Raw genomic sequence first — 8,399 nt, 5'->3', positions numbered from 1 at the left:
GCAAGTTCGGCCGTCTGCTCGGCATCCACCATGGGGGCTTGGCCCAGGATGACTTCGCCAGTGGTGCCGTTCACCGTAATGACGTCGCCTTCGTGGACGGTCACACCATTTGCCACGAACGTTTTCTCAACACCGTTGAGTTTTATCTGGTCGGCGCCAACTACGCACGGCTTGCCCAGACCACGCGCTACAAGCGCTGCATGCGCCGACGCGCCACCACGTGTCGTCAGTGTCGCCTGAGCCTTGGAGATACCATCGATGTCCTCGGGAGACGTGTCCTGACGAACAAGAACAACCTTCTCTCCAGCTTCTCCAAGCTCGGCAGCCTTCTTTGACTCGAAGATGACTTTTCCATACCCGGCACCTGGGGAAGCAGGGATTGCCCTAGCAATGACCTGGACCTTGGCCTGCGGGTCTACCTGTGGATGCAACAGGGTGTCGAGCTGTGTGGGAGTCACCCGCATGACCGCTTCTTCCTTTGTGAGGAGACCCTCGACGACCATGTCGACTGCGACCTTGACGGCTGCGACCGGGCTCCGTTTGGCATTGCGAGTCTGCAGCATGAACAGTTTGCCACGTTCGACCGTAAACTCCATGTCCTGCATGTCACGATAGTGCTTCTCGAGAAGAAGCGATACTTCGACGAGGCGCTTGTACGTTTCGGGTATCTCGGTCTCCATTTCGTCGATGTTCTTTGGCGTGCGAATGCCGGCGACGACGTCTTCGCCCTGGGCGTTGACAAGATACTCGCCCGAGAAGCGCTTGGCTCCGGTGGAATTGTCACGGGTGAAACAGACGCCCGTTGCCGAGTCGTTGCCCATGTTGCCGAAGACCATGGACTGAACCGTGACGGCCGTACCAATGAGACTGTCGATTTTCTCGATCTTGCGGTAGGTGATGGCTCGCTCGGTATTCCATGAGCGGAATACGGCACCCACTGCCCCGAGCAACTGGTCCATCGGGTCCTGCGGGAAGGGCTTGCCAGTCTTTTCCTGGACAAGCGCGAAGTACTTCTGGACCAGGGCCTTCAGGCTGTCGACGGACAGGTCAGTATCCAGTGTGACCCCCTGAAGCTGCTTCTGCTCTGCAAATATGGTCTCGAAGCTGTTGTGCTCGATACCCAGCACGACGTTACCATACATCTGCGTGAATCTGCGGTAGGAGTCCCAGGCGAAGCGCGGGTTTCCAGTCAGTGCCGCAAGGCCTTCAACGGTCTCGATGCTGAGTCCGAGGTTGAGGATTGTGTCCATCATGCCTGGCATCGAGACTGCTGCACCTGAGCGGACGGACACGAGCAGCGGGTTCTCCGCTGAGCCAAACTTCTTGCCAAGCTTGCCTTCCAGTCTGGCAAGATGTTCTCTGATCTCATTCCTCAGAGCCTCAGGGATATCGCCGACCTTGAGGTACTCAGGGCACATCTCCGTCGAAATCGTGAAACCGGGAGGTACGGGAAGCCCGATTTTTGTCATCTCTGCAAGGCCCGCCCCTTTTCCTCCGAGGATGGTCTTCATTTCCTTGCTGCCTTCTTCGAAATCGTAGACAAACTTCCGCTGGTCCATAGTTCCTCCTGTCAGGCCTAGGTTAGCTTGGAATAGTCGCAAACAAGCCCAAGTATATACTTGAGGTAGCACAAAAGCAATAAACGTGCGCTTCGCACGCATTCGTCGGTGGCCATGACGAGGATGTGGTCAAAGAAAGTCGTGACGGGAACGGCGAGTTCCTCACATGTCCGGATGGCCTCTGGATATTTCCGCGCTGCCAAGAACTGAAGTATTCGCGGTGCAGCCGCCTCGGCCGCACCTCTGAGCACGAGTTCCTCGGGATCCGTCAACAGCAAGTCTGCAGGAAGGCTCGTCGCAGCAGGAAGCCCCTTGGTGATGTTCTGTATCCTGCGATGACTGTCCGCAAGGGTCACGAGTACGGCGTCGCCGGCCGCTTCATGCAGCGCCTGCATGCGTTCGGGAATGGAACCCAGTTCGACGACTGGGAGATTTTCAAGCGGGGCGTATTCCCTGGTCAGCTGTTTCTCCTTGAAATACTGGATAATACGTCCTTTCAGGTAGTCCATGACTCTCTGCTGCAGGTCTTCAGGATGTGGCAGGGATCCAGTAGTCTGATATCCTTCGACCGCTTTCTTCACAAGAGTTTCCAGGTCTACAGACTCGCGTGACTCGACGATTGTGCGGACGATACCGTTGCCGGCACGCCGGAGGCCGTAGGGGTCTTCTGACCCGGAAGGGTTGAAACCAGTGCCAAAGATGCCCGTGAGCGTGTCGACCTTGTCGATGATTCCGAGCAGTCGCCCAACCCTCGTTGCTGGAATGTCTTCGGAAGGAGAACGAGGCACGTACTGCTCACGGATGGCGGATACAATCTCTGGCGAACCGCCGGCACGCGAGAGATAGACGCTGCCGATCTCTCCCTGGAGCGATGTGTACTCCTTCACCATACTGGTCGCAAGATCTGCTTTGGAGAGGTGGGCTGCAGCGACGAGCGTTGCTTCCTCTTCGGGCGTCACCGCAGTGTACATGGTCGCACTGGTTGCCAGTCGCTCGAGCCGCAGAGTTTTGGTGGCCATGGTGCCAAGTTTGTCCATAAAGATCAGAGTATCCAGTCGGCCCACATATGTCTCCAGAGGCTCTCGCATGTCTTCCTGGATAAAGAAGGCTGCATCCAGAAGACGGGCATTGGCGACGCTCTCATTGCCTCGTCGCACGATATCGATGAAGTCGGTAAGGCCGTTGCGAACGCTCAGGAAGTGTGGAACGACATTTTCGTTCTGGTCGTACACCAGGAAGGAATGCATCTGTTGCTGGAGCACAGAACGGACGACGCTTTCAGGGAGCTCGGTAGCCGTTTTCGGGAGGTCTCCCAGGAAGACGGACGGGTATTCAACGAGGTTCACAACCTCATCCAGAAGATCGCCCATATTCTCTCCGAGCTTGAAGCCAAGAGGCTTCAGCAGCTTGTCTGCCTGTTTTTCGATCAGGCGGCGGCGTTCGGCGGGGTCGACGATGACGAATGCTTCGCGTAGCCGCCGTATATAATCTTCCGGTGACGTCACCGTTATTGGTTTCGGCTTGCCAACGCGGAGGCCAAAGGTCGTGTTCGAGCTCTGTACTCCGGCTACTTCCCAGTGAAGAACTTCGACGCCGAGTAGCGCGAGCAATCCGCGAATGGGGCGCGCAAACTGGAACCCAGACTCCTCCCAGTGCATCATCTTGGGGAACGTGATTTCGTGGGGCAGGCGAGGGAGAAAGGCTTCGACGAGCTCAGAGGACTTCTGTCCCGCAACCGTTTTCCGGGCGTAAATGTATGACTTGTCGGCGACGTCCACGGCGTAGGTGTCGGCAGGATCCACGCCCTGCCCTCTGCAGAAGCCGAGCAGAGCCGGCGTAGGGTTTCCCTGAGCGTCATAGCTCGACGCCTCGGCTGGTCCTTTTACTTCCGTGGTTCGGGTGTCCGTCTGCTCCTTGACGTTGTGAGTTAGCACAACAAGCCGCCGTGGCGTGGAGAAGCCACGGACATCTCCATGCACGATGAAGGACTCGTCGAGATGCGCCGTGACATGTTCGACCAGTTGCGCCTGAGCAGCGTCCACGAAACGTGCCGGAAATTCCTCAGTCAAGATCTCGATCAGCAGGTCACTCATGGTTTTCGTTCTCCAGGTAGAGGTTCGCGCAACCGTACGCGAGACGGCGTACGCGGGTAAGATAGGCCATACGCTGAGAAACGCCGACGGTGCCACGGGCGTCAAGGATGTTGAACGTATGTGAGCATTTCAGGAGGTACTCGTAGGCAGGAGTGATGAGTTTCTTGTCGATCATGCGCTGAGACTCCTTTTCGCAGAGGTCGAACATCGTGACAAGCGCCTCGATGTCGGCTTGCTCAAACGAGTAGATACTGTTTTCCCGCTCGGCCTGCTGTCGCAAGTCTCCATAGGTGACGCCGTCGTGCCATTCCAGTTCATAGACGTTCTTCTTCTCCTGAACGAACATGGCGAGTCGTTCGAGACCGTACGTTATCTCGACTGCCACAACGGGGACTTCCTGGCCGCCTGCCTGCTGGAAGTACGTGAATTGCGTTACTTCCATGCCGTCGAGCCAGACTTCCCAGCCGACACCCGCAGCCCCAAGTACTGGCGTCTCCCAGTTGTCCTCGACGAACCGGATGTCGTGTTCGGCCGGCTTGAGACCGAGCAGGTAGAGGCTTCGCAGGTACGTGTCCTGAATGTCAGTGGTGGGAGGCTTGACGATGACCTGCAACTGGTGATGCATGTAAAGACGGTTCGGGTTCTCGCCGTATCGACCGTCTGCTGGACGTCGCGATGGTTGTACGTAGACGGCTTTCCAAGGTTTGCGCCCCAGGACTCGCAGGAATGTATAAGGGCTCAGCGTACCCGCCCCTACCTCCTGATCATACGGGAACAGACGTGTGCAACCTTCGTCTTCCCAGAAGCGCTCCAGCTTGGAAACCATTTCTTCAAAGTTCATGGCATGACTCCTTGGGTTCTTCTCTTGTGTTGATGTGAAACAGTGTAGCAGCGTTCTGCGCGAACGGCTCGAAGGCTTGTGTGACGGCCAGTTTGCTGGCAGCAGACCTCAGCAGTCGCAGCGTCAGTGCAATACCCATGAGCGTACGACGCGCATCGATGCTGCCTTCTCCGGTCCGAAGGAACCTGACGAGCCCCGGAGAGAGGACAACATCTGTTTCAGCTGTCGCGCAGGGGAAACAATGAAAGGCATTATCTCTCATGGAGAAGTGTACATTCTTGTCTAGTGCCGCTCCGCAGCGTTCACAATGCAGAGAACTGATACCGAAACCGAGTTCAGTGAGGACATCAAGGGTGAACTGCAGGAAGGCTCTGTCCTCCTCGGCGGCATTCGCCGAGATGTTGAGCTTCGACAGAGCCGTAATGTACGCGGCAAACAAGCCCGGTTCCACCGAGGATGGCTCAAGAACGCATTCTGTCAGCTGGTTCATTGCCATGCCTTTCAGCGATCTCGACAGAGACGATAGAACACCGGTATAGACCACTCGTTCCTCCGAACTGACCACAGTCAGGAAGTGGGAGCGGTCGTACAGGCGGAGGTAAAGGAGCGAGAAAGGTTCGAACGAAGTTGACCATTTCGCATCTGGGGCTGCTGCCCCTCGAGCAACAGCCGTGACTTTGCCCAGTTCTCTGGAGAAGAGCACCAACCGCTTGTCCTTCTCTCCTACCCTCGAAGCATTGAGAATGGAGGCGAGTGTCCAGTGATAGACCATTGAGTGCTACTGCTGTGCCTCCGCAAGAATGGCGGCAGACGCAGAAACTCCGAGGCGGGTTGCCCCAGCATTGAGCATAGCGATGGCAGTGTGAAGATCGCGGATACCTCCTGCGGCCTTCACGCCGATGAGAGGTCCCACGACCTCGCGCATCAGCCTGACGTCGTCTTCTGTAGCGCCTGCCTTGCTGAAGCCGGTGCTCGTCTTGACAAACCCTGCTCCGGCCGAGACGGCGATGGCACATGCCACCCGTTTCTCCTCATCGGTAAGCAGGCATGTCTCGATAATGACCTTTACGAGAGCATCTCCAGCCGATGCGACAACCGCTCCGATGTCCTGTGCAACTCCGCGGTAGTTTTTTTCCTTGAGCCATCCGATCTGGATGACCGTGTCGATCTCCGACGCTCCCTGGTGGATGGCCAGCTCTGTCTCCCGCGCCTTGGCAGCTGACAGAGATGCGCCAAGCGGAAAGCCCACGACGGATGCCACGCGCACGTTAGACCCATTCAGGGCGGCAGAGGCGGTCTCAACCATGGACGAGTTGATACATACCGCCACCGTTCCGAGCTGTATGGCTTCGGCACACAGTCGCTCGATATCGGCGCAAGTTGCCTCGGGCCTGAGGAGAGTGTGATCCATCAATCCAGCAAGTTCCTTCCTCGTAATCTGATCGGTATACATTGATTGCCTCCGAGTATTTGAATCCTTTATATTATCGCGTTACTGCGCCAGAAATCAACGGTTTGCGGTGACTGAAAGCTTGACACCACTATACTTTGCACTACAATTATTGCACGATTAGCAGTCTTGTACTGAGAGTGCTAACATCCAGAGAATTCAAGGCTGCATGCAGCCCATATGGTGACAATTAACCGGAGAGCCTACACATGATGAACCGAAGCAGGTGGTATATGGCTGGTGAGGAGCGAGGTGCAGAGAAGGATGAGTCCGAGTGTGTTCAGTCGGTCCCCGAGGTGCCCTTGGATTCAGCTCCCGACCATGAGGATGGTGATGGAGGGCAGGCATTGAGAACGCTTGGGTCCAGAATACGGGAGTTGCAGCACGAAGTAGAGCGTCTCAACAGCGCCGTTCATGAGGAGCAGATGCTGCGCATCCGCGAACAGGCGACGCTTCAGCGTGACAAGAGTTCCTTTGAAGCCAGGACCAAGTTGGCGCTGTTTCTTGATCTACTTGCAATCGTCGATAGTTTCGACCATCTCGTGAAGCATGGTGAAGGGACTCAGGACGATTCGAGCCTCCTCGTAGGTTCTCAGGCCGTTCTCGGGCAACTAAACCAGTTTCTCGCCAGGAATGGAGTCCACAAGCTGGAGGGGCTGGAGGGCGGTGTCTATGATTCCGCAACGTGCGAAATTGCCCGTGTCGTTACCGATTCTGGTGCGCCAGCCAATACCGTGGTAAGAGTCCTGCGTGATGGCTACAAACTAGGAGAGATGTTGCTGCGGCCGGCTATGGTGGATGTCGCCTCGGAACCGCAGGTAACCGTTGAAAGCAGTGACGCTGGCGAAGACTGATCAGGTTGTTGAGAAGTATTCTAACTAAGGAGGTTTGTCGAACATGGAAGAGAAGATTATTGGTATAGATCTTGGAACTTCGAATTCTGCAGCAGCTGTCATGGTCGGCGGCAAGCCGACGATCGTGCCGGCGGCAGAAGGTGTCAGCATTGGAGGAAAGGCTGTTCCGTCCTACGTCGCGTTTACCAAAGATGGGCAGGTGCTCGTTGGAGAACCGGCGCGCCGCCAGGCAGCTCTGAACCCCGAAACGACGATTCAGGCCATCAAGCGAAAGATGGGGACCGACTACACGGTGACGATGTTTGGCAAGACGTACACGCCACAGCAGATCAGTGGGTTCATCCTTCGCAAGATCAAGAATGACGCGGAAGCTTTCCTTGGGCAGAAGGTATCCAAGGCGGTCATTACCGTACCCGCATATTTCAACGACGCACAGCGTCAAGCGACCAAGGATGCAGGCGAAATCGCCGGACTCGAGGTTGTTCGCCTCATCAATGAGCCGACTGCCGCGGCATTTGCCTACGGACTCGACAAGACGGAGGGCGAGCACAAGATCCTGGTCTTCGACCTTGGTGGCGGTACGCTGGACGTGACTATCATGGAGTTCGGAGGAAACGTTTTCACTGTGAAGTCGACGTCGGGCGACACGCAGCTCGGCGGAACGGATATGGACAATGCTCTTCTGAACTACGTTGCCGAAGACTTCCATAGCCAGAACGGTATCGATCTGCGTGTCGACAAGATGGCGATGCAGCGCCTTCGTGAGGGCGTGGAAAAGGCCAAGGTCGAACTCTCGACGACCTTCGAGACGACTATCAACTTGCCCTTCATCACTGCAGATGCGAGTGGTCCAAAGCACTTGGTCATGCCCATTACCCGTGCCAAGCTCGAGTCTCTGGTCCAGCCCATCATCGACAGGTGCCGTGAGCCGGTCAACCGTGCTGTCGCTGATGCCGGTCTCACCCCACAACAGATCGACAATATCATCCTTGTCGGTGGTCCGACCAGGATGCCAATTGTTCAGAAGTTTGTTGAGAGTTATTTTGGCAAGACTCCGGAGCGCGGCGTCGATCCCATGGAGTGCGTTGCCATGGGTGCTGCGATCCAGGGTGGAATCATGGGCGGCGAAGTTAAAAGTGGGATGGTCCTGGTTGACGTCACTCCGCTCACACTCGGCATCGAAACGCTCGGTGGTGTCGTTACGGAGATGATCAAGCGCAATACTGCCGTGCCTATCTCCAAAACCCAGACCTTTACCACAGCGAGTGACAGTCAGACACAGGTCGAGATCCATGTCCTGCAGGGCGAGCGCCCGATGGCAAAAGACAACATGTCGCTGGGACGCTTCATCCTCGACGGAATTGCTCCTGCGCGTCGTGGCGAACCACAGATCGAGGTCAGCTATGACATCGATGCAAACGGTATCGTGCACGTTACTGCCAAGGACAAGGCTACTGGCAAGGAACAGCACATTACCATTGAGAATGCAACGAAACTGAAGGATGACGAGATCGAGCGGATGAAACGCGAAGCGGAACAGTTCGCTGACCAGGATAAGAGAGTCAAGGAAGAAGTCGATCTCAAGAACCGCGCGGATCAGGT

General features: G+C 56.3%; 7 protein-coding genes. 2 read left to right on the top strand and 5 right to left on the bottom strand.

Annotated elements, in window-relative coordinates:
• The 5 genes from SMC5_RS05620 to deoC form a co-directional block, all read right to left on the bottom strand.
• On the bottom strand, positions 1 to 1,559 hold a 1,559-nt coding region (locus tag SMC5_RS05620; protein ID WP_119119935.1), incomplete at its 3' end, for a pyruvate, phosphate dikinase.
• 17 nt (positions 1,560 to 1,576) lie between these two features.
• A complete protein-coding gene (glyS, locus tag SMC5_RS05615; protein WP_119119934.1) occupies positions 1,577 to 3,652 on the bottom strand; it encodes a glycine--tRNA ligase subunit beta in 2,076 nt (691 codons plus the stop codon).
• Entirely contained in the window at positions 3,645 to 4,493 is an 849-nt protein-coding gene (locus SMC5_RS05610) for a glycine--tRNA ligase subunit alpha (protein WP_119119933.1), read from the bottom strand. The genes glyS and SMC5_RS05610 overlap by 8 nt, the downstream gene beginning before the upstream one ends.
• Positions 4,483 to 5,265 carry a DNA repair protein RecO gene (gene recO, locus SMC5_RS05605; protein ID WP_119119932.1) on the bottom strand — a complete coding sequence of 261 codons (783 nt, stop codon included), beginning with the start codon at positions 5,263 to 5,265 and terminating at the stop codon, positions 4,483 to 4,485. Before recO ends, SMC5_RS05610 begins: the two co-directional genes overlap by 11 nt.
• Positions 5,266 to 5,271: 6 nt before the next feature.
• Positions 5,272 to 5,946 (bottom strand): deoxyribose-phosphate aldolase, encoded by a 675-nt coding sequence (gene deoC / locus SMC5_RS05600; RefSeq protein ID WP_119119931.1) that lies wholly within the window; start codon positions 5,944 to 5,946, stop codon positions 5,272 to 5,274.
• Between the two features lie 206 nt (positions 5,947 to 6,152).
• On the opposite strand from deoC, the gene SMC5_RS05595 reads away from it, so the two are divergent.
• Both SMC5_RS05595 and dnaK read left to right on the top strand, forming a co-directional pair.
• Positions 6,153 to 6,797, top strand: a complete 645-nt coding sequence (locus tag SMC5_RS05595) for a nucleotide exchange factor GrpE (protein WP_119119930.1) — start codon at positions 6,153 to 6,155, stop codon at positions 6,795 to 6,797.
• A 43-nt stretch (positions 6,798 to 6,840) separates the two neighbouring features.
• Positions 6,841 to 8,399: molecular chaperone DnaK (gene dnaK / locus SMC5_RS05590; protein ID WP_119119929.1), on the top strand; the 1,559-nt coding region annotated here is incomplete at its 3' end.

The sequence above is a fragment of the Candidatus Cryosericum odellii genome (assembly GCF_003570935.1).
Lineage (GTDB): Bacteria > Caldisericota > Caldisericia > Cryosericales > Cryosericaceae > Cryosericum > Cryosericum odellii.
The sequence above is the reverse complement of the archived record's forward strand: the minus strand, read 5'-3'. Positions and strand labels throughout refer to the sequence as shown.

What these genes read in the sequence shown, in the direction of transcription:
- deoC (WP_119119931.1), bottom strand. Translation starts at nt 5,946, where the DNA reads ATGTATACCGATCAGATTACGAGGAAGGAACTTGCTGGATTGATGGAT.
- recO (WP_119119932.1), bottom strand. Translation starts at nt 5,265, where the DNA reads ATGGTCTATCACTGGACACTCGCCTCCATTCTCAATGCTTCGAGGGTA.
- SMC5_RS05610 (WP_119119933.1), bottom strand. Translation starts at nt 4,493, where the DNA reads ATGAACTTTGAAGAAATGGTTTCCAAGCTGGAGCGCTTCTGGGAAGAC.
- SMC5_RS05595 (WP_119119930.1), top strand. Translation starts at nt 6,153, where the DNA reads ATGATGAACCGAAGCAGGTGGTATATGGCTGGTGAGGAGCGAGGTGCA.
- glyS (WP_119119934.1), bottom strand. Translation starts at nt 3,652, where the DNA reads ATGAGTGACCTGCTGATCGAGATCTTGACTGAGGAATTTCCGGCACGT.